Source organism: Thiohalobacter sp. (genome assembly GCF_027000115.1).
Classification (GTDB): domain Bacteria; phylum Pseudomonadota; class Gammaproteobacteria; order Thiohalobacterales; family Thiohalobacteraceae; genus JALTON01.
The window spans coordinates 16,192-42,891 of the sequence record NZ_JALTON010000054.1; the positions used below are offsets into that span (position 1 = coordinate 16,192).

The following is a 26,700-nucleotide window of genomic DNA, read 5'->3' on the forward strand; positions in this document are numbered from 1 at the left end:
CGCAGACAGGTCAATGGCGAAGGAAGATCTCATAGAAATGGAAGGCAAGGTCATCGAGACCCTGCCCAACACCATGTTTCGTGTCGAACTGGAGAACGGGCACGTGGTCACGGCCCACATTTCCGGCAAGATGCGCAAGCACTACATCCGCATCCTCAAGGGTGACAAGGTCACCGTGCAGCTCACCCCCTACGATCTGAGCAAGGGTCGCATCGTCTACCGTTCGCGCTGATGCCCCTGCGGCCGCGGGCACAGCGCCCGTAGCCGGCCCGCCTCAGGCCTTCTCGGCCGCTTCCGGAATCTCGATCGCCAGGTCGTCGCCCTCGAGGCGCACGCGCACATGCCCGCCGTGGGTCAGGCGGCCGAACAGCAGCTCGTCGGCCAGCGGCTTCTTGATGTGCTCCTGCACCACCCGCGCCATCGGCCGTGCACCCATCTTCGGATCATAGCCCCTCTCGGCCAGCCACAGCCGCGCCTCGTCGTCGACCTCGAGGGTCACGCCGCGCTCGTGCAGTTGCGCCTCCAGCTCGAAGACGAACTTGTTCACCACCTGGGCGATGACAGTGGCGTCGAGCTGGCCGAACTGGATGACGGCATCCAGGCGGTTGCGGAACTCCGGCGTGAACAGGCGTCGGATGGCCTCCATGCCGTCGGGGGCATGGTCCTGCTGCATGAAGCCGATCGACGGCCGGTCCATCTCCTGGGCCCCGGCGTTGGTGGTCATCACCAGGATGACATTGCGGAAGTCGGCCTTGCGGCCGTTGTTGTCGGTGAGCGTGCCGTGGTCCATCACCTGCAGCAGCAGGTTGAAGACCTCAGGATGGGCCTTCTCGATCTCGTCGAGCAGCACCACGGCATGCGGGTGCTTGATGACTGCCTCGGTCAGCAGACCGCCCTGGTCGAAGCCGACATAGCCCGGCGGCGCGCCGATCAGCCGCGACACCGTATGCCGCTCCATGTATTCGGACATGTCGAAGCGGATCAGCTCGACGCCCATGTGCAGGGCGAGCTGACGGGTGACCTCGGTCTTGCCCACGCCGGTGGGACCGGCGAACAGGAAGGAGCCCACCGGCTTCTGTTCCTGGCCCAGGCCTGAGCGCGACATCTTGATGGCTGCGGCCAGGGCGTCGATGGCGGCATCCTGACCGAAGATGACCAGCTTGAGATCTCGCGCCAGGTTGCGCAGCTTGTCCTTGTCGCTGCTGGACACGCTCTTGGGCGGAATGCGCGCGATCCTGGATACGATGCGCTCGATGTCGCCGGTGCCGATGGTCTTCTTGCGCTTGGAGGCCGGCTGCAGGCGCAGGCTGGCGCCGGCCTCGTCGATGACGTCGATGGCCTTGTCGGGCAGGTGCCGGTCGTTGATATAGCGGTCCGACAGCTCGGCGGCGACGCGCAGGGCCTTGGCCGAGTAACGGACATTGTGGTGTTCCTCGAACACCGACTTCAGGCCCTTGAGGATCTGCACCGTCTCCTCGACGGTCGGCTCGCGCACGTCGATCTTCTGGAACCGCCGCGCCAGCGCGCGGTCCTTCTCGAAGATGCCGCGATACTCCTGGTAGGTGGTGGAGCCGATGCACTTGAGTTCGCCGGAGGCCAGCATCGGCTTGATGAGATTGGAGGCATCCATCACCCCGCCCGAGGCCGCGCCTGCGCCGATGATGGTATGGATCTCGTCGATGAAGAGGATGGCGCCGGGCTCCTTCCTGAGTTGGCCCAGTACCGCCTTGAGACGCTTCTCGAAGTCGCCACGGTACTTGGTGCCGGCCACCAGTGCGCCCAGATCCAGCGAGTAGATGGTGGCATCCGCCAGCACCTCGGGCACCTCGCCGTCGACGATCATGCGCGCCAGGCCCTCGGCCAGCGCCGTCTTGCCGACACCGGCCTCACCGACGAACAGCGGGTTGTTCTTGCGCCGCCGGCACAGGATCTGCACGGTGCGCTCGATCTCCTCGCGGCGGCCGATCAGCGGATCGATCTTGCCCTGGCGGGCCATCTCGTTGAGGTTGGTCGCGAAGCTGTCCAGCGGATTGTTCTTCTCCTGCGCGTCGCCGCCCCCCCTCTCCTCGCTGTCGGTGGAAATCTCTTCCTGCTGTTCGCCACCGACCTTGGAGATACCATGGGAAATGTAGTTCACCACGTCGAGCCGGGTCACACTGTGCTTGTTCAGGAAGTAGACGGCCTGTGATTCCTGCTCGCTGTAGATGGCCACCAGCACGTTGGCGCCGGTCACTTCCTTCTTGCCCGAGGACTGGACATGGAACACCGCCCGTTGCAGCACGCGCTGGAAACCCAGTGTGGGCTGGGTCTCGCGGCTGTCGTCGGGGGGCAGCATGGGCGTGGTTTCGTCGAGGAAGGTCTGCAAGTCCCGCTTGAGCGCCTCGAGATCGGCGCCGCAGGCCCGCAGCACCTCGGCAGCCGCGGGATTGTCGAGCAGCGCCAGCAGCAGATGCTCGACCGTCATGAATTCGTGACGCTTGTCGCGGGCTTCCTTGAAGGCCAGATTCAGCGTGAATTCAAGCTCTTTGCTCAACATGGCTTAATCACCTCTGTGCCCTACCCTAAGCCTGCTCCATGGTGCAGAGCAAGGGATGCTGATGTTGCCTTGAATAATCATTAACTTGCGCCACCTTGGTCTCGGCGATCTCGTGGGTATAGACGCCGCAGACCCCCTTGCCCCGCGTATGGACGTGCAACATGATCCGCGTCGCCTGCTCGCGATTCATGCCGAAGAACAGCTCCAGGACCTCCACCACGAATTCCATCGGGGTGTAGTCGTCGTTCAACAAAACAACCTTGAAAAGCGGGGGTTCCTTGAGCTTCGGCTTGTCCTCCTGGACCGCGAGCCCGGAATCGGAACCGCCATTGGTCTTGCGTTCGCTCATGAATCCGATTCTAACCGAAAGCCGCGCCTCCCGGTCCATTTCCGGGCACGGCGTCGGGATTCCCGTGCAATCGCTTCGGGCTCGCCCACGGTCCTTTGACGCGGTCGCTCCCCCGCGGTTCCCTGCAGGATTCGTTCCGACAGCATGCCCCGCTGCGCCGCTTACTTGACTATATTAGTAAGTTGGCGGAAAGTTGGATGCGAGAAGCGCACCCATGCGCTCAGGAGGAGTCGCATGACAGGGGGAACCCGGTCATGCGGAACGGCACGACGAAGAAGAAGCGGTCAATTCAACCGCAAGCGAGGAAAGAGGGATGACATCGATGGCAAGCGGTACGGTGAAATGGTTCAGCAACGCCAAGGGGTACGGGTTCATTGAGCCGGACGGGGGCGGTGAGGACATCTTCGCGCACTTTTCCGCGATCGAGGCCGAAGGCTATCGGACCCTGAAGGAAGGCCAGAAGGTCGAGTTCGAGATCAGCGAGGGTCCCAAGGGCCTCCACGCGACCAGGATTCGCACCACCGACAGCTGAACGCTCGCCGCCGGGACGAGAACCCCGTCACGGCGGTGTTCGCCCCCTTCGACCCCGGACACCCGGGGTCGCGTGCCGGGTCACATGTTTGCGATCACCGCGTCGCCGAACGCGCTGCTGCCCAGTTCAGTGGCTCCGGCCAGCGCCCTTGCCAGGTCACCGGTGACCGTCCCGGCGGCGATCGCGCCCGCCACGCCCCGCACCACGCAATCGGCAGCCGCCTGCCAGCCCAGGTGCCGCAGCATCATCTCCGCGGACAGGATCAGCGAACTCGGATTGGCTCTGTCCTGACCGGCAATGTCGGGCGCCGTACCATGGGTGGCCTCGAATACGGCCACCTCGTCTGACAGGTTGGCCCCCGGCGAGATGCCGATGCCACCGACCTGCGCGGCGGCTGCGTCCGAAATGTAGTCGCCGTTCAGGTTCAGCGTGGCAATCACATCGCAATCCTCGGGCTGCAACAGGATCTTCTGCAGGAAGGCGTCCGCGATCACGTCCAGCACCTCGATCGTTCGCCCGGTACGCGGATTGGTGAAGACGTGACGGCCGTTGTCACCCGGTTTCGCTCCGAACTCGCGCTCCGCCAGCGCGTAGCCCCAGGCCTTGAAGCCGCCCTCCGTGAATTTCATGATGTTGCCCTTGTGCACCAGGGTCACAGAGCGGCGGTCCTCGTCGATCGCGTACCGCAGGGCCTTGCGCACCAGCCGTTCCGTCCCCTCGCGTGACACCGGCTTGATGCCGATGGCCGAACTCTCCGGAAAGCGGATGCCTTCGACCCCCAGTTCCTCGCGCAGGAAGCGGATCAGTTTGCGTGCCTCGTCGCTGCCGGCCGGCCACTCGATGCCGGCATAGATGTCCTCCGAGTTCTCGCGGAAGATCACCATGTCGGTCTTCTGCGGCTCCCGCAGGGGGCTGGGGGTGCCAGGGTAATAGCGCACCGGCCGCAGACAGACATAGAGGTCGAGCTGCTGGCGCAGGGCGACATTGAGCGAGCGGATACCACCACCGACGGGAGTCATCAGTGGTCCCTTGATGGCCACACGGAAGTCGCGCACGGCCTGCACCGTTTCTCCGGGTAGCCAGGTATCGGCGCCATACAACCGGTTGGCCTTCTCGCCGGCGAAGATCTCCATCCAGGCGATGCGGCGGCCGTCGCCGTAGGCCCGTTCGACTGCGGCATCCACCACCCTGCGCATGACGGGGGTGATGTCGACCCCGATGCCGTCGCCCTCGATGAAGGGGACGATGGGCCGGTCGGGAACAGTCAGCGAATGGTCCGCGTTGACGGTGATCCTTTCGCCCTGTTCGGGTACCCGTATGTGCCGATAGTCCATGTGCCGCCGCGCCCTGCCAGTGAAAAACAGCGGCCGATTGTAGCATCGGGGCGCTAGCCCGCATATTGCATTAGGGCGGATTTTCGCTCGGCCTCGGGGAGGGCTGGCGCCGAAATCGGATCCCGGCAGCCAGACAGGAAAAAGGGCCCCGAAGGGCCCTTTTCCATCACTGATGCCTGCTCGTGAAGAGCGGAATCAGATCTCGCCGCCGGCAGCCTCGATCAGGGCTTCCTCGATGGCGTTCGGTGCACACATGATGTTGAAGAAGGTGGCACCGGTGTCGCTCTGGATCATCGGCAGATGCGGCCAGCTGATGGCGATGCGGAAACGGGCATACAGGGCATACACGTTGCCATCCTCGTCCACCAGGATCTCATAGGGCAGATGACCGGTGGAACGCAGCTGGTCACGGTCGACACGGCTCATGATGTATTCGTCGCCGGAGCAACCCTCGGTCAGCGCGACACCGAACACGGTTTCCTTCTTGCCCGGAATGTCGATGCGATAGACCTTGTGGGCGCCGCCCTTGCCCTGCGCCAGGCCCTGCTCGACGGCAGCGATGGCCTCCTCGTAGCTGTCGTATTCAGCCAGCTCGCTGGGATCGTCGAAGTACTCCATGCCGAACATGTAGTGATACTTGCGGAGATCCTTGGCGGTCAGCTCCTTCTCGCCGGTGCCGAATTCCTTCTGCTTGCCGAGCGCGCCCTCGAGCTTGCTCAGCGCAGCCTGCAGGTCGGCCTGGTCCTCCAGCCGGTAGGCGTTGCCGTAGTACAGCGGATTGGTGTAGGACACCTGGATCTCGTCGCCCACCTTGGTCAGGGTGACGCGCTGCGCTGCGGCGTAACCGCCGTTCTCGGAGCTGGCGGCGGCACGCTTGAGCTCATCGCTGGTGATAGCGATGACCAGGGCGCCGTCATAGGGCTCGTAGGAACCGGCGATCTCGAAGCCGGCTGCGGTAATCTTCTGCTTGACGTCCTCGGCGACGGCACTCATGTCACCGGAGGTGGTGAACGCCAGAACGAAGGGCTTGAGGGCCTGCTCGGCCAGGGCGGCACCGGTTGCCGTGGCAAACAGGGCGCAGGCAACCACAAGCTTGCGGAACAATGCGATCATGATGTCTCCTCCAACATGCTGAAGTGTTTCTTGTTTGGTGGCCCGTGGAGCCAAGCCCCCGGAACCGTTCTCTTGCCCCGTGTCCGCGGTGTCCGTCGACGGGGCCGCAGTCACGATGCCATGTGGCATAGTTATTACCGGCGGCCGCTGCAAAGTCAAGGCAAAAAGACAAAAAATCGTCACGCACCGGCATTTATCTCTGCAACCTAATGATTTTTCGGTATCATCAGCGTTTCCTTATATTGAAAACCCTGGTCGAAAACGGTGTCTGAACAGGTCTGGAAACCCCGGGTTACCGTCGCCGCCGTCATCGAGCGCGACGGCCGTCACCTGCTGGTGCGCGAAACCGTGCGGGGGCAGCCGCGCCTCAACCAGCCGGCCGGTCACCTGGAACCCGGCGAGTCGCTGCTGGAGGCCGTGGTGCGCGAGGTGCACGAAGAAACCGCGCGTCCCTTCACGCCCACGGCTCTGGTCGGCATCTATCTGTGGCGCGCCGCTCCCGGTCATGACACCTTCCTCCGCGTGACCTTCGCCGGCCAGGTCGGCGAGCCGTTGCCCGGCCTGGCACTGGATCCGGACATCGATGACACCGAGTGGCTCGGCATTGCGGAAATCGAGGCTCGCGCCGACGAATGCCGCAGCCCGCTGGTACTCACCGCCATCCGCGATCACGCCACCGGTCAGGCGTACCCGCTGGCACTGCTCAAGACCCTGCTGGACACAGCCACCGCATGAGGACCGCCACCGTGACCGCCCTGCTCGCCTGTGCCAGCCTGCCCCTGGCCGCGGCGCCGTTCGTGCGCGACGACATCATCACCCGGCCGACACCGGAGGCATTCAGTGTCTGCCAGGACCAGGGCTGTCGCACCCTCAGCACCCAGTCCCTGGACGACGGCCAGTGGCAAACCGTGCGCGAGCTGTTCGGCCGGCCAGGGGACGCCGCTGCGGAACGACGCGCCATCGCGCGCGTGATCGCGCGCATGGAACAGTGGATGGGCGAACGCACTGGCACCGACGCCGACCGGCCCGGGACCTTCGCCGGCCTCGGCCGCGCGGGGCAGATGGACTGCATCGACGAGGCCACCAATACGACCACCTACCTGCGGCTGCTGGAAGGCACCGGCCTGCTCGTCCATCACCGGGTGCGCGACCCGGCGACCCGCATCAACCTGCTGGCCTGGCCCCACACCACGGCGGTCATCGAGGACAGCCAGGGCCGGCGCTTCGCGGTGGACAGCTGGTTCGAGGCCAACGGCGAGCCGCCGCATATCGTGCCCCTGGAGCAGTGGCGGCGCGGATGGAAACCAGGGCGACCATGAGCGAACGTATCATGGTGGGGCTGTCGGGGGGCGTCGATTCGGCGGTGGCCGCCCTGCGGCTGCTGGAACAGGGTCACCAGGTCGAGGCCCTGTTCATGAAGAACTGGGACGAGGACGACGCCGCCGGCCATTGCCCGGCGGCCGAGGACCTGGCCGATGCCGAGGCGGTCGCGGACCGGCTCGGCATCCGCCTGCACCGGATCAACTTCTCCGCCGAGTACTGGGATCGCGTGTTCGAACACTTCCTGCGCGAGTACCGCGCAGGACGCACCCCGAATCCCGATGTGCTCTGCAACCGCGAGATCAAGTTCCGCGCCTTCCTCGATCACGCGCTCGCGCAAGGTGCCCAGGCCATCGCCACCGGCCACTACGCCCGCATCGGCGGCACGCCCGCCGCCCCGGCGCTGCTCAAGGGACTCGACCCCGCGAAGGACCAGAGCTATTTCCTGCATCTGCTGAACCGCGCCCAGCTCGCCCGCAGCCGCTTCCCGCTGGGTGAACTGGAAAAGACCGAGGTCCGTCGCATCGCCGAACGGGCCGGCTTTCCCAATGCCCGCAAGAAGGACAGCACCGGCATCTGTTTCATCGGGGAACGCCGCTTTGCCGAATTCCTCTCCCGCTACCTGCCCGCGCAGCCGGGCGAGATCTGCACACCGGAAGGCCGCGTGCTGGGCGAGCACCGCGGTCTCATGTACCACACCATCGGCCAGCGTCAGGGTCTGGGCATCGGTGGCCTGCGCGACGCCGGAGGCGAGCCCTGGTACGTCGCCGCCAAGGACCTGGAACACAACCGACTGATCGTGGTACAGGGCGGCGACCACCCCTGGCTCCATGCCCGTGAACTGCTGTTCGAAAACCTGCACTGGATCGATGACGGGCCGCCGGATGCCCCCTTCCCCTGCCAGGCCCGCATTCGCTATCGCCAGTCCGACCAGGCCTGCCGCATCGAGCCGCTGGACGACGGCCGCTGGCGCGCCCGTTTCGAACAGCCGCAGCGCGCCATCACCCCGGGCCAGGCCATCGTGCTCTACGAGGGCGAACGCTGCCTCGGCGGCGGCACCATCCTCGGCGCGGCGGACGGCCCGGTCGCCGAGGCCGGACTTTCCGTGGCCGTATCCGATGCGGTAGGCTCGGCGCCCTGAGCCGTTCCGGGAAATCCCCATGAGCCGTACCGTCGCCGACCGCTGCCTTGCCCTCGCCGGAATCTTCCAGGCAGTGGAGGCCGTGCATGAAGTGGCGCAGTCCGGTACCGTGCCACCGGAGCGGATCCGTCCCCTGCTCGACAGCCTGTTCGTCATCGACGCCGAAAGCACTGCAGAGGTCTACGGTGGCGTCTCCGGCCTGCAGCCGGGCCTGAGCGCGGTGGTGGCACGCCTTTCTGGCAACACCGGCCGCGAGGGCCTGGCCGTCACCCGGCACGTGATCACCCTGATCCACCTCGCCGGCAAGCTGCGGCACCGCCCGGAACTCGTGGAAACACTGCGCGATGGCATCGAGGCCGCCCGCGGCCAGCTCGCCTATTTCGGCGACGTGACCCATGAGACGGTGCTCGCGGCACTGGCGACGCTGTACCAGAAAACGGTCAGCACCCTGAGCCCCCGCGTCATGGTCCAGGGGGACCCGGCCGTCCTCGCCCGGCCCGAGCACCAGAACCTGATCCGCGCCCTGCTGCTGGCCGGGATCCGCTCCGCCATCCTCTGGCACCAGTCCGGCGGCCGGCGCTGGCAGCTGCTGCTGCGCCGTCGCGCCTTCCAGGAGGCCGCCGACTCGCTGCTGGCCACGGTCGCCTGAGCGCAGGCCACTGATTTTCTGCCGATCACCGGGACAGATCGTGAAACCCGGCGCCAAATCCGACATAATCGCGCGCTGGCATTTCCAACCCACCCGGGGCCCCGGGTCTTCCGAGAACATCAGGAGCACGCATGTCCAACAGCTTTGCCGCCCGCGGTGACCTTCAGGTCGCCGACCGCAGCTACGAGATCTTCCGCCTGTCCGCACTGGAATCCGAGTACCGGGTATCCCGCCTGCCCTACTCGCTCAAGGTGCTGCTGGAAAACCTGCTCCGCTTCGAGGACGGTCGCACCGTCACCGCCGACGACGTGCGGGCACTGGCCCAGTGGGACCCCAAGGCCGAGCCCAGCCGCGAGATCGCCTTCCGACCCGCCCGGGTGCTGATGCAGGACTTCACCGGCGTGCCCGCCGTGGTCGACCTGGCCGCCATGCGCGACGCCATGCAGGATCTCGGCGGCGACCCGGAGAAGATCAATCCGCTGCAGCCGGCAGAGCTGGTCATCGACCACTCGGTGCAGATCGACGCCTTCGGCCGCAAGGACGCCATGGATCTCAACGCGACACTGGAATACCAGCGCAATCGCGAGCGCTATGCCTTTCTCAAGTGGGGGCAGAAGGCCTTCTCCAATTTCAAGGTGGTACCGCCCGACACCGGCATCGTGCACCAGGTCAATCTCGAATACCTGGCCCGGGCCGTGTTCGCGCAGACACGTGACGGCGTCACCGAGGCCTATCCCGACACCCTGGTCGGCACCGATTCCCACACCACCATGATCAACGGTCTGGGCGTGCTGGGCTGGGGCGTGGGCGGCATCGAGGCCGAGGCGGCCATGCTTGGCCAGCCGGTGTCGATGCTGATCCCGCAGGTGGTCGGCTTCAAGCTCACCGGCGCGCTGCCCGAGGGTGCGACCGCCACCGACCTGGTGCTGACGGTGGTGGAAATGCTCCGGCAGCACGGCGTGGTGGGCAAGTTCGTCGAGTTCTTCGGTGACGGCCTAGAGCACCTCTCTCTGGCCGACCGCGCCACCCTGGCCAACATGGCCCCCGAGTATGGCGCGACCTGCGGCATCTTCCCCATCGACGACGAGACCCTGAACTACCTGCGCCTGTCCGGCCGCGACGAGGCCCAGATTGCGCTGGTGGAAGCCTATGCCCGCGAGCAGGGCCTGTTCCGCCTCCCCGGCCAGCCCGATGCCGAGTACTCGAGCGTGGTGGAGCTGGACATGGGCACCGTGGAGCCGAGCATCGCCGGCCCCAAGCGGCCGCAGGACCGGGTGCCGCTGCGCGAGAGCAAGTCCCGCTTCCGCGAGGCGCTGGCGGCGCTGAAGCAGGAACGCAACATCCAGAGCCGGCCGGCAACCACCGAGATCGGCGGCGAACAGGTCACGCTCGACGACGGCGCCGTGGTCATCGCCTCCATCACCTCCTGCACCAACACCTCCAATCCGGGGGTGATGCTGGGCGCGGGACTGGTGGCGCGCAAGGCCCACGAGCGCGGCCTGAAGGTGCAGCCCTGGGTGAAGACCTCGCTGGCGCCGGGATCGCGCGTGGTCACCGAATACCTGGAACAGGCAGGGCTGATGGACGACCTGGAGGCGCTGGGCTTCCATGTGGTCGGGTATGGCTGCGCCACCTGCATCGGCAACTCCGGCCCCCTGCCCGAGCCGGTATCGAAGGCCATCTCCGAGGGCAACCTGTCGGCCTGCTCGGTGCTCTCCGGCAACCGCAACTTCGAGGGCCGGGTGCACGCCGAGGTGCGCATGAACTACCTGGCGTCGCCGCCGCTGGTGGTCGCCTACGCCATTGCCGGACGCATGGACATCGACCTGTTCAATGAACCACTGGGCCAGGACGCCGAGGGCCGCGATGTCTATCTCCGCGACATCTGGCCCAGCCAGAAGGAGATCAACGAGACCATCGAGGCCAGCGTCAACCGCGAGGAATTCACCGAGGCCTACCGCGAGGTCTACAAGGGCGAGAAACGCTGGCTGGAACTGGCCTCGCCCGAAGGCCAGCGCTTCCGGTGGGATCCCGCATCGACCTACATCCGCAAGCCGCCCTACTTCGAGGGCATGGGCCGCGAGCCGGGCGAAGTCAGCGACATCCGCGGCGCGCGTGTGCTCGCGCTGCTGGGCGACTCCGTCACCACCGACCACATCTCCCCCGCCGGCGCCATCAAGCCCGACAGCCCGGCCGGGAAATACCTGCTGGAGCACGGCGTCAAGCCCGAGGACTTCAATTCGCTGGGCTCACGGCGCGGCAACCACGAGGTGATGATGCGCGGTACCTTCGCCAACATCCGCCTGCGCAACCTGCTGGCACCTGGCACCGAGGGTGGCGTGACCCTGCACCTCCCCGACGGCGAGCAGATGTCCATCTATGATGCGGCCATGAAGTACCGCGACGAGGGCGTACCGCTGGTGGTGATCGCGGGCAAGGAATACGGCTCCGGCTCCTCGCGCGACTGGGCCGCCAAGGGCCCGCGCCTGCTGGGCGTGCGTGCGGTGATCGCGGAAAGCTACGAGCGCATCCATCGCACCAACCTGGTGTGCATGGGTGTGCTGCCGCTGCAGTTCCGCGACGGCGAGAACGCCGAATCGCTGGGGCTCAGTGGCCGCGAGGTCTATCATGTCGAAGGCCTGGGCGACGGCTCCGCAGACAGCGTCACCGTGCGCGCAGTCGCCGACGACGGCAGCGAAAGGCGCTTCGAGGCCCGGGTGCGCATCGATACCCCGCAGGAAGTCGAGTACTACCGCCACGGCGGCATCCTGCAGTACGTCCTGCGCCAGCTGGCAAGCTGAACAGTGTTCCGAAAACCGAAGAGCGCCACGAAAGGCACGGAAGACACGGACAATACAAGGGGAGGGCGACTCGCCGGGAAGCGAATCGCAGTGGCTTGAGCCTCCCGATGACAGGGACGGGATCACGCGTTGCATTCGCACCCGGGATCCAAGCAGGGATGCGACCGGATATCCGGACATGATGTATCCGTGCATTCCGTGCCTTCCGTGGCGCTCTTCAGAACCTGCACAACGGATGAAACAACGATGGACCTGACACCCCTGACCGCCGTATCGCCCGTCGACGGCCGCTATGCGAGCAGGACCGAGGCGCTGCGCCCGATCTTCAGCGAATATGGCCTGATCCGGCACCGCGTACTGGTGGAGGTGCGCTGGCTGCAGGCACTGGCCGACCACGAGGCCATTGCCGAAGTGCCGGCGCTGTCCGAACACGCCCGCCGCATCCTCGACGATATCGTGGACAAGTTCTCGGAGGAGGACGCGCGCCGGGTCAAGAACATCGAGCGCACCACCAATCACGACGTCAAGGCCGTCGAGTATTTCCTCAAGGAGAAGACCGCGGGCAACAGCGAACTCGAGGCCATCAGCGAGTTCCTGCACTTCGCCTGTACCTCCGAGGACATCAACAATCTGGCCTATGGCCTGATGCTGCGCGAGGCGCGCGGCCAGGTGCTGCTGCCGAAGATCGACGACCTCATCCATGCCGTGGTGGAACTGGCGCACCGCAATGCCGACCTGCCCATGCTGTCGCGCACTCACGGCCAGCCGGCCTCGCCCACCACCCTGGGCAAGGAGATGGCCAACGTGGCCTACCGCCTGCGCCGCCAGCGCGACCAGATCGCCGCGGTGCCCATGCTGGGGAAGATGAACGGCGCGGTGGGCAACTACAACGCCCACATGATCGCCTACCCGGAGGTCGACTGGCCGGCCCTCGCCGAACGCTTCGTCACCGATCTGGGGCTGGACTGGAATCCCTACACCATCCAGATCGAGCCGCACGACTACATGGCCGAACTGTTCGATGCCCTGTCCCGCTTCAATACGGTGCTGATCGACTTCTCCCGCGATGTCTGGGGCTACATCTCGCTGGGCTACTTCCGCCAGCGCACGGTGGCCGGCGAGGTCGGTTCCTCCACCATGCCGCACAAGGTCAATCCCATCGACTTCGAAAACGCCGAGGGCAACTTCGGCATCGCCAATGCCCTCTATGCCCATCTGGCCGCCAAGCTGCCGGTATCGCGCTGGCAGCGCGACCTGTCCGATTCCACCGTGCTGCGGAACCTGGGCGTGGGCATCGCCCACACGGTGATCGGCTACGATGCGCTGCTCAAGGGCATCAGCAAGCTGGAGGCCGATCCGGCGCGTCTGGCGCAGGACCTGGATGCCACCTGGGAGGTACTCGCCGAGGCCGTGCAGACGGTGATGCGTCGCTACGGCATCGACAAGCCCTACGAAAAGCTGAAGGAACTGACGCGCGGCAAGGGCATAGACGCGGAATCCCTGCGCGCCTTCATCGACGGCCTGGACATCCCCGAGGAAGCCCGGGACCGGCTTCACGCCCTCACCCCACACACCTACATCGGCAACGCCGTGGATCAGGCGCGCGACATCTGATCCCCGGCGCCGGCACAAGGCGTCTTGCCATGCGCCTTCGAAACGCAAGGGGCCGAAACGGCCCACTCGTCCGGATTCGGCAGGCGCTCGTCGGTGCCGGCGTGACCAGGCCGCCGGAAGCACCTAGACTCCCCTGAAACAACCGGCAACGACCGGGGAGGGGCACCATGAGCGAGGGTTTTCTTGTCGCGCGGGCGGACTGGGAGGCCGACCGCTCGGCCATCCGCCGCATCCGCGAACAGGTCTTCGTCCACGAACTTCAGGTTCCCGCGGAGCTGGAATGGGACGGGCTGGACGCCGACTGCGTGCACCTGCTGGCCTACGACATGGAGGGCCGGGCCATCGCCACTGCACGCATGCAGGCCAATGGCCACATCGGCCGCATGGCGGTGCTCGCCGAGTGGCGGGGACAGGGCGTGGGCAGCGCCCTGCTGCTGACCCTGCTGGAGCTGGCCGGCGAACACGGCCTGGAGGAGGTCTTCCTCAACGCCCAGACCCAGGCCGCGCCCTTCTATCATCGCCATGGTTTCATCGCCGAGGCCGAACCCTTCGAGGAAGGGGGCATTCCGCATCTGCGCATGTCCCGCTTCTGCGCCGATCCCGCAGCCACCAGCGCGCTGGGCGAATGATCGCACTGGCCGAGGCCGATCCGGCCGAGCTCGAGCTGGGCTACTTCGATCAGCCCCTGAGGCTGACCGATCGCAGTGACAACCAGACCGCCGTGGATCTGCTGCTGGGGCAGGCACGGCAGCGAGTCGAACTCTTCACCCCGGACATGGAACCCTGGCTGTACGACCGCGGCGAAGTGGTCGAGGCCCTCAACCGGCTGGTGCTGCGTTCCCGCCACGGCCGGGTGCGCGTACTCACCATCGATACCGAGCGCGCCATCAAGGACGGCCACCGCCTGATCGAACTGGCGCGGCGCCTGTCCAGCTACATCGAGATCCGGCGCGTGCACGAGGACTACCGCGACACCCCGGAGACCTTTCTGCTCGCCGACGACGCCGGCATGCTCCGCCGCCCGGTGTCGGGCCGCCCGGAGGGACAACTGCTGCTGCGGATTCCCATGGAAGTGCGGCAGAAGCGCGCCTGGTTCGACGAGGTCTGGGAACGGAGCACTGTCGATCCCCAGTTCAGGCGGCTATATTTGTAGCTATGCCTGTCCCAGCCATGCTGCTCGCGGTCTTCCTCTGCCTCCCCCTGGCCCCGTCCCTCGCCCAGGGCAGCCTGACCCTGATCGACCTCCGGCACCGGCAGGCAGAGGAAATCATCCCCATCCTTGAACCCCACCTCGACGAGGGCGAGGGCCTGAGCGGCAGCGGCAACCGGCTGGTGCTGCGCGCCTCGCCGGAGCGGGCCGCCGAGCTGCGGCAACTGATCCGGCAACTCGATACCGAACGGCGCCAGCTGCGCATCAGCGTGCGACGCGGCCGCCTCGAAAGCAGCCAGCGCGGCGAGCTGTCCGGCGGCGCCGAGGTCGAACTCGAGGAAGGCGGCAGCGCGGTGGATGCGCAACTGCGGATACTGGAGACCGCCGAAAAACGGCGCGACCGTCACACCCAGAGCCTGCTCGCGCTCGAAGGCACACCCGTGTACATCCGGGAGGGGGTCGCTTTCCCCGTGGCCACCCGGCGCCAGGTGGTCACGCCCGAGGGCCTCGTGGTCACCGACCGGGTCGAATACATGGACACCTTCGCCGGCTTTCATGCCCTCGCACGGGTTCAGGGTGACGAGGTCGTCGTTCGCATCAGCCCCTCGCGGGAACGGCTTTCGCCCGAAGGCGGGGGGCGCATCGAGCACGAGGCGCTGGTAACCGAGGTCCGCGGCCCCCTGGGAAGCTGGCTGGCCATCGCCGAAACCGGCGCGCGGCAGCGCGAGGCTGGACGCGGCATGCGGCATCGCACCCGGATCCGGGCCAGTGACGGTCAGGCGCTCTGGATCAAGGTCGAGCTGGCGCAATGAGCCGCATAGCGCTCCCGCAACCCGTACACCCGCACCGGCAAGACCGCCCGTGACGACACGCACACTGCGTTTCCGGCTGGACATTCCTGCCGACGAATACCTCTACTACTACCGAGGCACCGCGCGCGAGGTACTGGCCACCACCGAGGATGGACTGCGGGTGCGCTTCCCCGCCGGGGCGTTGCAGCCCCACGTCACCCACGACGGCATTCATGGCTGGTTCGAGATCGAGTTCGATGCCGAACACAGGTTGCGCGGACTGCATCGCGTATCGGACTGACCCCGCGCTCGCGATCCCCCGCAAAGGAATCAGTCCACCTGCTCCGGACCCACGTTGATCCCGATCGACAGCCGCAGCCGGTCACTCCGGTTGACCGTGACCTCGTGAGGCAGGTCGGGCGGGAACAGGACCATGCGTCCTGCCCGCGGTTCGATGCGTGCGGGCGGATCACCCAGCAGCAGATCGCCGGAACCCGGAGACACCTGGACATAGTAGACCGCCGACATCAGTTCATCGTCGTCATCGTGGGTATGCGGCAGCGTCCGCTGTCCGGGCTCCATGGCATTGAACCAGAAGCCCGCGCGCAACGGGAAATCGATGCCGAGCAGCGCCTGCGTCTCGCGCACGGCCAGCGCCAGCACCGCCTCGATGGCGGGCAGCCGCTGGCGCGGGACGTAGAGATTCTCGTAGCGCCCCTCCAGCCAGTGGCTGCGGCGCAGGTCCGGGGCGTCGCGCGCGGCGAGGAAGCCCGCCAGCAGGGCGCGATTGACGGCGACGTGGCCGGGCAGTTCGACCAGGCGACAAGCAGATGGAAGGAGCGCCGAATTCATCGCGCCATTGTACTATTGCATCGGTACGGAAGAAGAAGGGTCAGAGAATGGCCTCAACCACCAGCTGCAGGGACTCCGCGCCGCGCCATTCGTTGACATCCAGACGATAGACCAGCGCCAGTTCCTCGCCCGGCGCGACGGCGTGCTCCGCCTGATTGAAGGCGATCGCATCCAGGGGCTGTCCCCCCGCCTCCAGCGTCAGCTTGAGATGACGCTCGCCGACGATGCGCGACGAACGCACCCGGAAACGGCCTTCGAAGCTGGGCTCCGGGAAGCCCTGCCCCCAGGGACCGGCGCGACGCAGGGCGTGGGCCGTTTCCAGCGTAAGCTCTTCCTCGGCCAGCTCGCCATCCGTGTGCAGCACTTCGTGCAGATCGTCGGCATCCAGCCGCCGTGCGGCCTCGGCATCGAAGGCCTCGCGGAAGGCCTCGAAGGCATCTTCTCCCAGGCTCAGGCCGGCGGCCATGGCATGGCCGCCGAACTTGCGGATCAGCCCCGGGTGCCGCTTGTCGACGGCGTCCAGCGCATCGCGGATATGGAAACCGGGAATGGAACGCGCGGAACCCTTGAGTTCGCCGTTGCCGGCGTGGGCGAAGGCGACCACCGGCCGGTGCCAGGCCTCACGGACGCGGGCGGCGAGGATACCGATCACGCCCTGGTGCCAGTCGGGCCGGTACAGCGCGACCCCGGTCGGCAGCTCGCGCGCTTCGTCGAGGTGCAGGGCCTCGAGTTCGGCCAGGGCCTGGGCCTTCATGTCGGCCTCGATCTCCCGCCGCTCGCGGTTCAGCGCATCGAGCCGGCCGGCGATGTCCCGCGCCGCGCCCGGGTCATTCGCGAGCAGACACTCGATGCCCAGCGACATGTCCTCCAACCGGCCAGCGGCATTGAGCCTCGGTCCTGCGACGAACCCCAGGTCGGTGGCCACGACACGGGCCGGGTCCCGACGACCGACCTCGAGCAGGGCGAGAATGCCCGGCGCCGCCTTGCGCGCACGGATGCGGCGCAGGCCCTGTTCCACCAGGATGCGGTTGTTGCGGTCGAGCGGCACCACGTCGGCGACCGTGCCCAGCGCCACCAGGTCCAGCAGCTCGGCCAGGTTGGGTTCGGCCCGCCCCCGGCCGAACCAGCCGCGGGCACGCAGTTCGGCGCGCACACCCAGCAGCAGGTAGAAGGCGACGCCGACCCCGGCGAGGTACTTGCTGGGGAACGGATTGTCCGGCAGGTTGGGATTGACGATGGCATCGGCCGCCGGCAGCCGCGCGCCGGGCAGGTGGTGATCGGTGACAATGACCTGCATGCCGGCCGCGCGTGCCGCGTCGACGCCGGCGACACTGGCCACGCCGTTGTCCACCGTCAGCAGCAGATCGGGCGAACGCCCGGCCGCCACGGCAACGATCTCCGGCGTCAGTCCGTAGCCGAACTCGAAGCGGTTGGGCACCAGATACTCGATGCGCGCGAGCCCCAGCGCCCGCAGGCCGCGCAGACAGAGGGCAACGCTGGTGGCGCCATCGGCGTCGAAATCACCGATGACGGTCACTGCGCGATCCTCGGTAACGGCATCGGCCAGCAGCGTCACGGCACGATCGAGTCCGCCCATTTCCTCGGGCCGGAGCAGGTGCCCGAGGCCCAGATCGAGCAGCTCGCCACGATCGACGCCACGCGCCGCGTACACCCGCCGCAGCACCGGCGGCAGCGCCGCCGGCAAGGCCTCGGGATCGGCAAGCAGCGGCCGCCGTTCCACCCGCGGCGTCATGCCGCCTCTCCCAGCCATTGCGCCAGCGGCCGCGGCCGCCGCCACAGGCGCAGCGCATCAACCCGGCGAAGCAACAACTGCCGGCCGCGGCCATCCAGCAGCCGCAGCGCGCGCAGCCGGCCCCGCATCAGCGCCGACGCCAGCGGCGTGAACCACTCCCGTTCCAGCATTTCCAGCACTTCCAGCCAGTCCTCGAAGCGGCCGTAGGCCCAGGCCGCCTCCGCGTGCCCCAGCCACACCAGATGCCGCCCGCCGCCCCTGCGCGCCAGCCATTCGCGCGCATCGGCCGGCAGGTCGTGGCGCTCGATCCCGGCATGCCGCGCCCAGCCGATCCACACCGGCTCGTCGCTCCACAGGCCATCCAGTGCGCTCACCGCCGCCGCGGGACACAGCGACGCCTCGCCCCAGGCCCAGAGGCCACTGATGACGGGACGCCCGGCCGCCAGCCGCGCCTCGTTCACGGGATGCGCGAAGAACAGCATCTGGATCTCGTTCAGCAGTGCGCGCCACCCGGGATCGCTGGCCACCGGCGGCTCGCGCCCCAGCACGGCGGTCAGGGGCGGCAGGCCCGGTCCCTGCGTCTCCCGGTGGTGGAGATACCAGCGCGCCGGCCGCGCCGCCTCCAGCCGCAGGCCCTGGGGTTCGAAGTGGCGATTGAAGGCCTCGACCAGGGCCTCGGCCTCCTCCGGCTCGATGGCGAGCGTCTCCGGGCCGAACAGCAACAGCCGGTCACGATCGGCGCGCAGATGCACGGGTTCGGCACAGAGGACACCGGCAGGTGGGGCGTCGCCCAGATCGGCAAGATGGCACAACCCGGCGAGACTCGGCCCTGCGCCGGGCTCGCCGAGCCAGTCGTCGGGCAGGCGCGGCCCCCGCTCAAGCCGGCCGCGTGCCAGCCAGCGCTCGAGCACCGGCAGGCGCGTGCCGCAGCCGGCCGCCATGCCCCCGGGCCAGGGGCCCAGCAGGCCGGGGACGACCAGCGTCAGATCGGCTGCGGTGGTCACGGGCGCAGTCGCGCCCTCAGTCACTCATGTTGCCGAGGATGGCGTCGCGCACCGCATCCAGCGTGGCGTCGATGGTGACCACGCCGCCGTCCGACTCGCACTGGCGAATGGCCGTGTCCGGGTCCTTGAGGCCGTGACCGGTCAGGGTGCAGACCACAGTACTGCCCTCGGGGATCTTGCCGCTGCGGATGTCGCGCAGTGCTCCGGCCAGCGAGGTCGCCGAGGCCGGCTCGCAGAACACCCCTTCCTTGCGGGTGAGCAGCTTCTGCGCGGCCAGGATCTCCTCGTCGCTGCACTCGTCGAACCAGCCGTCGGATTCCTTCTGTGCCACCCAGGCCTTGTCCCAGGACTGGGGATGGCCGATGCGGATGGCCGTGGCCACCGTCTCCGGATTGTCGACCATGTGCCCGCGCAGGAAGGGCGCGGCGCCGGCCGCCTGGTAACCGACCATGCGCGGCCGCTCGTTGACGATGCCGTGCTCGAAGTATTCGGTGTAGCCCATCCAGTGTGCGGTGATGTTGCCGGCGTTGCCCACCGGCAGACAGTGGAAGTCGGGCGCGCGTTCCAGCTCCTCGATGATCTCGAAGGCCGCGGTCTTCTGGCCCTGCAGGCGATAGGGATTGATGGAGTTCACGATGGTCACCGGCGCCGATTCGGCGACGTCCTTGACCAGTTGCATGCCCTCGTCGAAGTTGCCGCGAATCTGCAATACCACGGCGCCGTGGATCATGGCCTGGGCCAGCTTGCCCATGGCGATCTTGCCCTCGGGAATGAGCACGAAGGCGGTGATGCCCGCGCGCGCTGCATAGGCCGCGGCCGCCGCCGAGGTATTGCCGGTGGAGGCGCAGATGATGGCCTTGCTGCCATCCTCCACCGCCTTGGTCACGGCCATGGTCATGCCACGATCCTTGAACGAGCCGGTGGGGTTGAGGCCCTCGTACTTGACGTAGATGTCCACCTCCTTGCCGAGCTCGCGCGGAATGTTGTTCAGCCGGATCAGCGGCGTGTTGCCCTCGCCGAGACTGATGATGCGCGTGTCGTCGTGAATGGGCAGACGATCGCGGTACTTCTCGATCAGTCCGGTGTAACGGGGTCGGAATGGCATGGCTGTTCCTCTGTTCGTTGTCTACGGGGATCGATGGCCACGATACCCACGGAATCCACTGAAGGGCGCCAGCAAATCATGGTGTCGCCCGGACCGTATATGAAGGAATGGAAGCCTCCCTGGATTCAGTGGATTCCGTGGCCATCCCCCCTCACGCATTCAGATGTTCCAGGCGAATGCGGGTAACGGACCCACACACGGCATCCAGTGCCTCGATCCGGCCGATGGCCTGGTTCATCTGGCCCTCGCGCACCCGGTGGGTGAGCATGATGATGGGTACTTCCGCAGCGTCGCCGACCGGCTCCTTTTGCAGGATGGCCTCGATGCTGATGCCGAGATCGCCGAGGATGCGGGTGATCTCGGCCAGCACGCCGGGGCGGTCAGCAGCGCACAGCCGCAGATAGTAGGCGGTCTCGATGTCGTCCATGCCCAGCACCGGCAGGTCGGACAGGGCGTCGGGCTGGAAGGCCAGATGCGGCACCCGGTTTTCGGGGTCTGCGGTCAGCACGCGGGTGACATCAACGATGTCGGCAACCACGGCCGAGGCCGTCGGCTCGGCACCGGCGCCGGCACCGTAATAGAGGGTGGGTCCGACGGCATCACCCTTGACCAGCACGGCGTTCATCACACCGTCGACATTGGCGATCAGCCGGCGCTCGGGGATCAGGGTCGGATGCACGCGCATCTCCACCCCGGCCTCGGTCTTGCGCGCGAAACCGAGATGCTTGATGCGATAGCCGAGCTGTTCCGCGTATTCGACATCCGCGCGGGTGATGCGCGAGATACCCTCGGTGGAGCACTTGTCGAACTGCAGCGGAATGCCGAAGGCCAGCGAGGCGAGAATGGTGAGCTTGTGCGCGGCATCGATGCCCTCGACATCGAAGGTCGGGTCGGCCTCGGCATAGCCCAGCGCCTGGGCCTCCTTCAACACCTCCTCGAAGTCACGGCCCTTGTCGCGCATTTCGGTGAGGATGAAATTGCCGGTACCGTTGATGATGCCGGCCAGCCATTCGATGCGGTTGGCGGCCAGACCCTCGCGCACCGCCTTGATGACCGGAATGCCACCACCGACCGCGGCCTCGAAGGCCACCATCACGCCCCGCTGCTGTGCGGCGGCAAAGATCTCGTTGCCGTGCATGGCAATCAGGGCCTTGTTGGCCGTGACCACATGCTTGCCGTTTTCGATGGCCTTGAGTACCAGCTCGCGCGCGGGCGAATAGCCCCCGATCAGTTCCACGACGATATCGATCGAGGGATCGTCGACCACCGCGAAGGCGTCGTCGGTGACATCGATATCGGCAATGCCGGGCAGCCGTTCCGGATCGAAGTCGCGCGCCGCGGCACGGCTGATCTCGATGCCCCGCCCCGCGCGCCGGGCGATCTCCTGTGCATTGCGGCGCAGCACGTTGAAGGTGCCGCCACCCACGGTTCCCAGGCCCAGCAGGCCCACCTTGACCGGATTCACGTTGTCTCTCCCCCACTGGCTTCCGCCAGCCTTGCGTCTTTGCGAAACATTTCCCGGATGCCGCGCACGGCCTGCCGGGTGCGATGTTCGTTCTCGATCAGGCCGAAGCGCACATGGTCGTCGCCGTAGTCACCGAAACCGATACCCGGAGACACGGCCACCTTGGCCTCGGCCAGCAGCTTCTTGGAAAATTCCAGTGACCCCAGGTGGCGGTATTGCTCCGGAATGGGTGCCCATACAAACATGGTCGCCTTGGGCTTTTCCACCTGCCAGCCAACGGAGTTGAGGCCGTCGCAAAGCACATCGCGGCGACTGCGGTACATGTCGCGGATCTCGGCCACACAGTCCTGCGGCCCTTCCAGCGCGGTGATGGCAGCGACCTGGATGGGCGTGAACATGCCGTAATCGAGATAGGACTTCATGCGCGCCAGTGCCGACACCAGTGTCTCGTTGCCGACCATGAAACCGACCCGCCAGCCCGGCATGTTGTAGCTCTTGGACAGCGAGAAGAACTCGACCGCGACATCCATGGCGCCCGGCACCTGAAGAATGGAGGGGGCCACATAGCCGTCGAACACCAGGTCGGCGTAGGCCAGGTCCTGCACCACCCAGATCTCATGCTCGCGCGCGATCGCCACCACCCGCTCGAAGAAATCCAGTTCGACGCACTGGGTGGTCGGATTGCCCGGAAAGTTGAGCACCAGCATCTTGGGCTTGGGCCAGGAGTCCTTGATCGCCTTTTCCAGCTCGACGAAGAAGTCGATGCCCTCCACCAGCGGCACGTGACGGATGTCGGCGCCGGCGATGACGAAGCCGTAGGGATGAATGGGATAGGCCGGGTTGGGCACCAGTACGGCATCGCCCGGACCCACGGTGGCCAGCGCCAGATGCGCCAGGCCTTCCTTGGAGCCGATGGTCACGATGGCATGGCGTTCCGGGTCCAGCACCACGTCGTAGCGGTTGCGGTACCAGTTGCAGATGGCACGGCGCAGGCGCGGGATGCCCCGCGAGAGCGAATAGCGGTGGGTGTCCTTGCGCTGCGCCGCCTCCACCAGCTTGTCGACGATGTGCTGGGGCGTCGGCTGGTCGGGATTGCCCATGCCGAAATCGATGATGTCCTCGCCACGCGCCCGGGCCCGGGCCTTGAGCTCGTTGACGATATTGAACACATAGGGCGGCAAGCGCTTGATTCTTGGGAATTCTTCGAACAAGTCTGGACGCTCGACTGGTGCGGTGAACGAGGCCGGGCCGGAACCCGGATCAAGCGCTGCAATTTACTGAAAACCCCCCGGGGATACAAGCGCGGACGCCGTACATTCTTGCGGAAAGCGACTGAAAATTCGGTGCTTTTGATCCATCTCCCCGATGGCCCTTTGGCCACCCGCGCACGCCTGCTAACCTTGTGCCATGCACTTCGCCGAGGATCACAACATTGGCCGTTACCGGATCCGCAGCTATCGTCCCGGCGAGCTGCGCGTGAACGAGGAAACCTACCGCAGCAGCCTGTTGCTGGGTGTCGACGCGCTGCTTACCGACTGGCCGCCGCGCTGCCTCGACGAGCTGCGACCGGAACACCTGCAAACCCTGGCCGAGTGGCAACCCGATCTGGTGCTGCTGGGCACCGGTGCCCGCCAGCGGTTTCCCGCCGCGGCACTGCTCGCCCCGCTGTACCAGGCGGGCATCGGGGTGGAGGTCATGGATACCGGCGCCGCCTGCCGCACCTACAATGTGCTGGTCGCCGAGGACCGCCGCGTGGCCGCCGCCCTGCTCATCGACTGACCCCCTCCCCGCCGGTCACCGTTCGCGCGGGCGCCACCTGTCTGTCCACGGCAGTCCCGAACAGGCAGAAGAGCGCCACGGAAGACACGGAGTGCACGGACGAAATCCGGGTGCGAGAACCCTGTGGTCAGGAGGCAGGCGGAACGGGAGGCGGCGTGCTGCTTGCGGTCGCTCGCTGCGCCATGAACGGAGAACCGACGCATGCGGCCCCATCCCGTTGGCCACGCCCAACACACATTCCGTGCACTCCGTGTCTTCCGTGGCGCTCTTCGGCTCTGGCGCTCTTCGGCCTTGCTAGCGCAACAGTGCGTCCTGGGAAAAACCCTCGCTCTCGAGGATCTCGCGCAGCCGCTTGAGCGCATCCATCTGGATCTGGCGTACCCGTTCGCGGGTCACGCCGATCTCGTTGCCGACCTCCTCCAGGGTGCAGACCTTGCGCCCGCGCAGACCGAAGCGGCGCTCCACCACGTCGCGCTGCTTGTCGTTGAGCTGCGACAGCCAGTAGTCGAGGTTCTCCTGCACGTCCGACTCGGCCAGCAGCTCGGAGGGATCGGGGTTGTTCTCGTCGGGGATGGCGTCGAGCAGGGATCGGTCCGAATCGCGACCGATGGGCGAGTCCACCGAGGCAATGCGTTCGTTCAGGCCGAGCATGCGCTTGACATCCTCGATGGGCTTGTCGAGCAGTTCGGCGATTTCCTCGGCGGTCGGTTCGTGATCCAGCTTCTGCGCCAGCTGGCGCGCGGCGCGCAGATAGACGTTGATTTCCTTGACCACGTGGATGGGCAGGCGCACGGTGCGGGTCTGGTTCATCAGGGCACGCTCGATGGTCTGCCGGATCCACCAGGTGGCATAGGTGGAGAAGCGGAAGCCCCGCTCGGGATCGAACTTCTCGACCGCACGGATGAGTCCGAGGTTGCCTTCCTCGATGAGATCGAGCAGCGCCAGGCCACGGTTGAGATAGCGCCGGGCGATCTTGACCACCAGCCGCAGGTTGGACTCGATCATGCGCTGGCGAGCGGCCTCGTCACCCCGCTGGGCGCGACGCGCATAGTAGACTTCTTCCTCGGCGGTCAACAGCGGAGAGAAACCGATCTCGCTGAGATACAGGCGGGTCGCGTCGAGATGCCTGGAAGGAATCTCCCCCGCCTCGAAGACCTGGGCCTCCTCCTCTGCCTCGATTGCCTTGTCGTCGGCATCAACCGGCCCCACCGGCACATCGGCGGGCACCGCGCCCTTGTCGACGAGCTGCTCCGGAGTCTTGCGACTGTCGGCCATCCTCACCTCCAATCCTGACACCTGTCGGCACCACCCCCCAGCGGCACCCCGCAACGCCCTGTCGCGCCCGAGCCCTCCCTAGCGCCGCGGCAGATAGCGCAGCGGATCGACCGGCTTGCCGTAACGGCGAATCTCGAAGTGCAGCATCGTCCGCCGGGTACCACTGCTGCCCATGCGTGCGATGACCTGCCCCGCCTTCACCCGGTCACCTTCCCTGACCAGGATCTCGCGGTTGTGCCCGTAGGCACTGAGATAGATCTTGTTGTGCTTGATGATGATAAGCCGCCCGTATCCGACAAGTCCACTGCCGGCGTACACCACCCGACCGGCGGCAGCCGCGCGCACCGGCGTGCCCGGGCGGCCACTGATGGCAATGCCCTTCTTGCCGGGGTGTTTCGGATCGAAACGCTTGATGATCCGGCCCTCTGCCGGCCACTGCCAGCGGGCAACGGGCGCCGAGGTGGTGGCTGGCGGGGCCTTGGCTACCGGCTTGCGGGTACTGGGCTTGGGTGCGGCAGCGGGCGGCGGGGACCTGCGCGCCGGTTCACGACTGGTTGAAGCCGATGGTGTCGGCTTGCGGGTCGCAACCGGCGCCGCCGCGCGTGCAGGCGGTTTGAGCCGCAGCCGCTGGCCGGCATAGATGGTGTAGGGTGGACCGATGCCGTTCCAGCGCGCCAGGGTCTGGTAGTCGAGATCGTGCTGGAAGGCGATCGAGAACAGGCTCTCGCCCCGGCGTACCACATGAAACCCCGTATTCGTTGTGGCCTTTGGCAGTCGTTCACCCACCGGCGCCCGCACCGCGCCGCCACAGGAAGACAGCAGAGCTGCTGCCAGCAGGCTGCACACCAGTGCAAGGAAACAGCGCAGGACAGGACCCTGGCCGGTCATGCCCATATCCTCAGTGGCGGAAAGCCAGGTAGCCGCCGACGAGCAGGATCACCATCGCCCAGCCGATGCGTTCCACCCAGTCCTGCAACTTCCGCTCCAGCCGCGAACCGCCCCAGGCAAGCAGGCCGGCGACCAGGTAGAACCGCGCCCCGCGCCCCACGGCAGAGGCCGCCACGAAGGGCAGCAGCGGCATGGCCATGGAACCCGCCGCGATGGTGAACACCTTGTAGGGGATGGGTGAGAATCCGGCCACGAACACCGCCCAGAAGCCCCACTGGTCGAACCAGGCACGCGCTTTTCCGTAAGCGGGCATGTAACCCAGATCGACCAGCCAGGGCTCGATGGCGGCCATGGCGAAATGGCCGATGAGATAGCCGAGCAGGCCGCCGATCACAGAGGCCACCGTGGTCAGGGCAGCAAAGTGCAGGGCGCGCTTCGGCTGCGCCAGGCTCATGGGCGCCAGCATCACGTCCGGCGGCACCGGGAAGAAGGAGGATTCGGCAAAGCTAAGCATCGCCAGGTAGCGCGGCGCATGCGGCGAGCGCGACCAGCGCATCACGCGCTCGTAGAGGCCGCGGAACAGGGCCATCAGCCCGCGCCCCCGAGCAGCGGCACGAAGCTCGCCGGCTCCAGGTCTTCACGTTCGCAGACATTGCCCTTGCGGGTGATGCGGGCCAGGGTCTGGCTGCCGCGCTCGCCCACCGGGATCACCATACAGCCCCCATCGGCCAGTTGCGCCAGCAGCGCGGCCGGGATCTCGGCCGGTGCAGCGGTGACCACGATGGCATCGAACGGCCCCTGCGTCTCCCAGCCCCAGCTGCCGTCGCTGTGCTTGACGCGGATGTTGCGCAGACCCAGCTGGCGGAAGCGCGCGCGCACCTGCCGCACCAGGGCGTCGATGCGCTCCACCGTGCACACCTCGTCCACCAGCAGTGACAGCACCGCGGCCTGGTAGCCGGAACCGGTGCCGACCTCCAGCACCTTGCGCGGCGCGCAGGCCAGCACTGCCTCGGTCATCCGCGCCACCGTGTAGGGCTGGGAGATGGTCTGGCCGAAGCCGATGGGCAACGCGGTGTCCTCGTAGGCGCGACTGGCCAGTGCCTCGTCCACGAACAGGTGGCGCGGCAGCTTGCCCATCACCTCCAGCACCCGCGCGTCGCCGATGCCCTGCTCGCGCAGCCGCTGCACCATGCGGTCACGGGTACGCTGGGAGGTCATGCCGATGCCGGACAGACGCGAATGCATGGGT

General features: G+C 66.8%; 27 protein-coding genes. 13 read left to right on the top strand and 14 right to left on the bottom strand.

Translation table 11 applies throughout. From position 1 onward, the window contains the following. Positions 1-13 precede the first annotated feature (13 nt). The gene (infA, locus tag MVF76_RS10620) at positions 14-232 is read left to right on the top strand and encodes a translation initiation factor IF-1 (protein ID WP_297528920.1); all 219 of its coding nucleotides are present in this window, start codon (positions 14-16) and stop codon (positions 230-232) included. A 42-nt stretch (positions 233-274) separates the two neighbouring features. Here infA and clpA read toward each other — a convergent pair whose 3' ends face one another. Continuing rightward, positions 275-2,536, bottom strand: a complete 2,262-nt coding sequence (clpA, locus tag MVF76_RS10625) for an ATP-dependent Clp protease ATP-binding subunit ClpA (RefSeq protein ID WP_297528922.1) — start codon at positions 2,534-2,536, stop codon at positions 275-277. A gap of 25 nt (positions 2,537-2,561) precedes the next feature. Then, on the bottom strand, positions 2,562-2,885 hold the full coding sequence (gene clpS / locus MVF76_RS10630; RefSeq protein ID WP_297528924.1) for an ATP-dependent Clp protease adapter ClpS: 324 nt from the start codon (positions 2,883-2,885) through the stop codon (positions 2,562-2,564). Between the two features lie 322 nt (positions 2,886-3,207). Between clpS and cspD the strand changes: the two genes are divergently transcribed. After that, positions 3,208-3,417, top strand: a complete 210-nt coding sequence (gene cspD, locus MVF76_RS10635) for a cold shock domain-containing protein CspD (RefSeq protein ID WP_297529104.1) — start codon at positions 3,208-3,210, stop codon at positions 3,415-3,417. A gap of 80 nt (positions 3,418-3,497) precedes the next feature. Here cspD and icd read toward each other — a convergent pair whose 3' ends face one another. Continuing rightward, positions 3,498-4,751 carry an NADP-dependent isocitrate dehydrogenase gene (icd, locus tag MVF76_RS10640; RefSeq protein ID WP_297528926.1) on the bottom strand — a complete coding sequence of 418 codons (1,254 nt, stop codon included), beginning with the start codon at positions 4,749-4,751 and terminating at the stop codon, positions 3,498-3,500. A 195-nt stretch (positions 4,752-4,946) separates the two neighbouring features. Further along, positions 4,947-5,864, bottom strand: a complete 918-nt coding sequence (locus MVF76_RS10645; protein ID WP_297528928.1) for a hypothetical protein — start codon at positions 5,862-5,864, stop codon at positions 4,947-4,949. A 264-nt stretch (positions 5,865-6,128) separates the two neighbouring features. On the opposite strand from MVF76_RS10645, the gene MVF76_RS10650 reads away from it, so the two are divergent. From MVF76_RS10650 to MVF76_RS10695, 10 genes are all read left to right on the top strand, one after another. Further along, complete coding sequence (locus MVF76_RS10650; protein WP_297528930.1) at positions 6,129-6,599, top strand: NUDIX hydrolase; 471 nt, start codon at positions 6,129-6,131, stop codon at positions 6,597-6,599. Beyond that, entirely contained in the window at positions 6,596-7,183 is a 588-nt protein-coding gene (locus MVF76_RS10655; protein ID WP_297528932.1) for a hypothetical protein, read from the top strand. Before MVF76_RS10650 ends, MVF76_RS10655 begins: the two co-directional genes overlap by 4 nt. Next, complete coding sequence (gene mnmA / locus MVF76_RS10660; RefSeq protein ID WP_297528934.1) at positions 7,180-8,325, top strand: tRNA 2-thiouridine(34) synthase MnmA; 1,146 nt, start codon at positions 7,180-7,182, stop codon at positions 8,323-8,325. Before MVF76_RS10655 ends, mnmA begins: the two co-directional genes overlap by 4 nt. Before the next feature lie 19 nt (positions 8,326-8,344). Then, positions 8,345-8,974 carry a high frequency lysogenization protein HflD gene (gene hflD / locus MVF76_RS10665; protein WP_297528936.1) on the top strand — a complete coding sequence of 210 codons (630 nt, stop codon included), beginning with the start codon at positions 8,345-8,347 and terminating at the stop codon, positions 8,972-8,974. 131 nt (positions 8,975-9,105) lie between these two features. Next, positions 9,106-11,775 (top strand): aconitate hydratase AcnA, encoded by a 2,670-nt coding sequence (gene acnA, locus MVF76_RS10670; protein WP_297528938.1) that lies wholly within the window; start codon positions 9,106-9,108, stop codon positions 11,773-11,775. A gap of 246 nt (positions 11,776-12,021) precedes the next feature. Beyond that, a complete protein-coding gene (gene purB, locus MVF76_RS10675; RefSeq protein ID WP_297528940.1) occupies positions 12,022-13,389 on the top strand; it encodes an adenylosuccinate lyase in 1,368 nt (455 codons plus the stop codon). 167 nt (positions 13,390-13,556) lie between these two features. Next, the gene (locus MVF76_RS10680; RefSeq protein ID WP_297528942.1) at positions 13,557-14,018 is read left to right on the top strand and encodes a GNAT family N-acetyltransferase; all 462 of its coding nucleotides are present in this window, start codon (positions 13,557-13,559) and stop codon (positions 14,016-14,018) included. Then, a complete protein-coding gene (locus tag MVF76_RS10685) occupies positions 14,015-14,542 on the top strand; it encodes a DUF7931 domain-containing protein (protein ID WP_297528944.1) in 528 nt (175 codons plus the stop codon). The genes MVF76_RS10680 and MVF76_RS10685 overlap by 4 nt, the downstream gene beginning before the upstream one ends. A gap of 17 nt (positions 14,543-14,559) precedes the next feature. Further along, on the top strand, positions 14,560-15,351 hold the full coding sequence (locus MVF76_RS10690) for a secretin N-terminal domain-containing protein (RefSeq protein WP_297528946.1): 792 nt from the start codon (positions 14,560-14,562) through the stop codon (positions 15,349-15,351). Positions 15,352-15,400: 49 nt separating this feature from the next. Continuing rightward, complete coding sequence (locus MVF76_RS10695) at positions 15,401-15,631, top strand: DUF2835 domain-containing protein (protein WP_297528948.1); 231 nt, start codon at positions 15,401-15,403, stop codon at positions 15,629-15,631. Between the two features lie 29 nt (positions 15,632-15,660). Here the strand turns inward: MVF76_RS10695 and MVF76_RS10700 are convergent, their stop codons facing one another. The 6 genes from MVF76_RS10700 to alaC form a co-directional block, all read right to left on the bottom strand. Beyond that, positions 15,661-16,182: a 2OG-Fe(II) oxygenase gene (locus tag MVF76_RS10700; protein ID WP_297528950.1), complete on the bottom strand. Its 522-nt coding sequence runs from the start codon at positions 16,180-16,182 to the stop codon at positions 15,661-15,663. 40 nt (positions 16,183-16,222) lie between these two features. Next, a complete protein-coding gene (gene recJ / locus MVF76_RS10705; RefSeq protein WP_297528952.1) occupies positions 16,223-17,935 on the bottom strand; it encodes a single-stranded-DNA-specific exonuclease RecJ in 1,713 nt (570 codons plus the stop codon). Continuing rightward, positions 17,932-18,963, bottom strand: coding sequence for a hypothetical protein (locus MVF76_RS10710; RefSeq protein ID WP_297528953.1), 1,032 nt, complete (start codon positions 18,961-18,963; stop codon positions 17,932-17,934). Before MVF76_RS10710 ends, recJ begins: the two co-directional genes overlap by 4 nt. Next, positions 18,956-20,044: a threonine synthase gene (thrC, locus tag MVF76_RS10715; protein WP_297528955.1), complete on the bottom strand. Its 1,089-nt coding sequence runs from the start codon at positions 20,042-20,044 to the stop codon at positions 18,956-18,958. The genes MVF76_RS10710 and thrC overlap by 8 nt, the downstream gene beginning before the upstream one ends. Positions 20,045-20,195: 151 nt before the next feature. After that, positions 20,196-21,509, bottom strand: a complete 1,314-nt coding sequence (locus tag MVF76_RS10720) for a homoserine dehydrogenase (RefSeq protein WP_297528957.1) — start codon at positions 21,507-21,509, stop codon at positions 20,196-20,198. Further along, positions 21,506-22,720 carry an alanine transaminase gene (alaC, locus tag MVF76_RS10725; protein ID WP_297528959.1) on the bottom strand — a complete coding sequence of 405 codons (1,215 nt, stop codon included), beginning with the start codon at positions 22,718-22,720 and terminating at the stop codon, positions 21,506-21,508. The genes MVF76_RS10720 and alaC overlap by 4 nt, the downstream gene beginning before the upstream one ends. A 196-nt stretch (positions 22,721-22,916) precedes the next feature. On the opposite strand from alaC, the gene MVF76_RS10730 reads away from it, so the two are divergent. Beyond that, a complete protein-coding gene (locus MVF76_RS10730) occupies positions 22,917-23,288 on the top strand; it encodes an Mth938-like domain-containing protein (RefSeq protein WP_297528961.1) in 372 nt (123 codons plus the stop codon). 294 nt (positions 23,289-23,582) lie between these two features. Here the strand turns inward: MVF76_RS10730 and rpoS are convergent, their stop codons facing one another. From rpoS to MVF76_RS10750, 4 genes are all read right to left on the bottom strand, one after another. After that, positions 23,583-24,563, bottom strand: a complete 981-nt coding sequence (gene rpoS, locus MVF76_RS10735; protein ID WP_297528963.1) for an RNA polymerase sigma factor RpoS — start codon at positions 24,561-24,563, stop codon at positions 23,583-23,585. A 78-nt stretch (positions 24,564-24,641) separates the two neighbouring features. Next, entirely contained in the window at positions 24,642-25,451 is an 810-nt protein-coding gene (locus tag MVF76_RS10740; protein WP_297528965.1) for a peptidoglycan DD-metalloendopeptidase family protein, read from the bottom strand. A 10-nt stretch (positions 25,452-25,461) separates the two neighbouring features. Continuing rightward, positions 25,462-26,040 carry a YqaA family protein gene (locus MVF76_RS10745; RefSeq protein ID WP_297528967.1) on the bottom strand — a complete coding sequence of 193 codons (579 nt, stop codon included), beginning with the start codon at positions 26,038-26,040 and terminating at the stop codon, positions 25,462-25,464. Beyond that, the gene (locus MVF76_RS10750; protein WP_317622963.1) at positions 26,040-26,696 is read right to left on the bottom strand and encodes a protein-L-isoaspartate(D-aspartate) O-methyltransferase; all 657 of its coding nucleotides are present in this window, start codon (positions 26,694-26,696) and stop codon (positions 26,040-26,042) included. Before MVF76_RS10750 ends, MVF76_RS10745 begins: the two co-directional genes overlap by 1 nt. Positions 26,697-26,700 lie beyond the last annotated feature (4 nt).